This window comes from Nitrococcus mobilis Nb-231 (genome assembly GCF_000153205.1).
GTDB classification, from domain to species: Bacteria; Pseudomonadota; Gammaproteobacteria; order Nitrococcales; family Nitrococcaceae; genus Nitrococcus; species Nitrococcus mobilis.
On sequence record NZ_AAOF01000036.1, the window covers coordinates 1 to 1566 of the forward strand.

Sequence of the window (1566 nt, forward strand, 5' to 3'; positions counted from 1 at the left end):
ATAGTGAATTTGGTCACTTAGTTAGAGGTGATATCATCACTTCATACGTTAACAGGTGACACTATGACAAATCGTACAAGACGACTATTCAGCGCAGAATTCAAGCTCGAGGCTTCACAGTTAGTGATTGATCAAAATTACTCAGTGGCAGAAGCCGCCCAAGCCATGAATGTGGGTAAATCCACGATGGATAAATGGGTTCGTCAGCTTAAACAAGAACGACAAGGCAAAACGCCAAAAGCTTCGCCTATGACCCCTGAGCAAATAGAAATTCGGGAATTAAAAAAGAAGTTAGCTCGTCTTGAAGAGCATAATGAAATATTAAAAAAAGCCACGGCTCTGTTGATGTCGGACTCACTGAACAATTCTTGATGATCAAGAAACTCAAGCAGAGCTATAGCGTAAAAACATTATGCGAAGTCTTCAATGTTCATCGAAGTAGTTATAACTATTGGCTAAAGCGTCCAACAGCGATTAGGGCGGAAACAGTCAAACTTCGCAGCTTAGTTAGTGAGGCCCACGCAGCAAGCAACGCCTCTGCGGGAGCGAGGACTATTGCAGATATAGTCACAAATCAGGGTTTAAAACTGAGCCGATACCGAGCAACAAAACTCATGAGAGAGCTTGGTTTAGTCAGTTGCCAACAGCCAAAGCATCGATACAGAAAGGCTTCTCAAGAACATGTTGAGGTTCCAAATCACTTGGGCCGACAGTTTGCTGTTACCGCCCCAAATGAAGTTTGGGTTGGTGATGTTACGTATATTTGGACAGGAAATCGCTGGATGTATTTAGCCGTTGTTATTGATCTTTTTGCCCGCAAAGTGATTGGTTGGTCGATGTCTTTATCACCTGATTCCAGTCTGACAGGCAAAGCTCTTTCAATGGCTTATGAGTCGCGTGGTAAGCCGAAAGGCGTCATGTTCCACAGCGATCAAGGTAGCCACTATACAAGTCGAAAGTACCGTCAATTACTGTGGCGTTTTAAGATAAAACAGAGTTTATCTCGCCGAGGAAATTGCTGGGATAATGCACCAATGGAGCGTTTCTTTAGAAGCTTAAAGACCGAATGGGTGCCAACAGTGGGTTATCGTAGTTTTGCTGAAGCTCAACAAGAGATCATCCGCTACATTATCGGGTATTACTGTCAACTCAGGCCGCATCAATATAATGGCGGCCTAACTCCCAACGAATCAGAACGATTATATTGGGAAAACTCTAAAACCGTGGCCAATTTTAGTTGACCACTACACACGATTGATTGTTATAGCTGATACAGGGCATCCCGATAGACAAGCTCCGCACCCTGTACAGTCTTCCTCTGTAATAGTTGGCATCGCGACTTTTCCAACCTGTAATTGAAATTTTATCGCTTGGGACTCACACATATCGCCGCAGCTTCTGCACTCAATATTTTTAGATGCCATACAACTTTCATTAATCGTTGCAATGATGTCCCATGGCGATTCTAATTGCGGAAGGAACAACGGTTCAGGACAAGCATCTGCACACTGATAACAAAAAGTGCATTCACCTTCACCTTGGCTGAAATCTACTGAGGAAAGCCGC

The 1566-nt window shown here is 43.7% G+C and carries 2 protein-coding genes; one reads left to right on the forward strand and one right to left on the reverse strand.

Annotated elements, in window-relative coordinates:
* Window positions 1-63: 63 nt before the first annotated feature.
* A protein-coding gene (locus NB231_RS17200) for an IS3 family transposase (protein WP_086004105.1) occupies window positions 64-1241 on the forward strand; the annotation gives its coding sequence in 2 pieces (ribosomal slippage) (window positions 64-322 and window positions 322-1241; 1179 coding nt in all).
* Window positions 1242-1244: 3 nt separating this feature from the next.
* On the opposite strand, the gene NB231_RS17205 is transcribed toward NB231_RS17200, so the two are convergent.
* A partial coding sequence (locus NB231_RS17205) for a ferredoxin-type protein NapF (protein ID WP_156776840.1) occupies window positions 1245-1566 on the reverse strand: 322 nt, incomplete at its 5' end.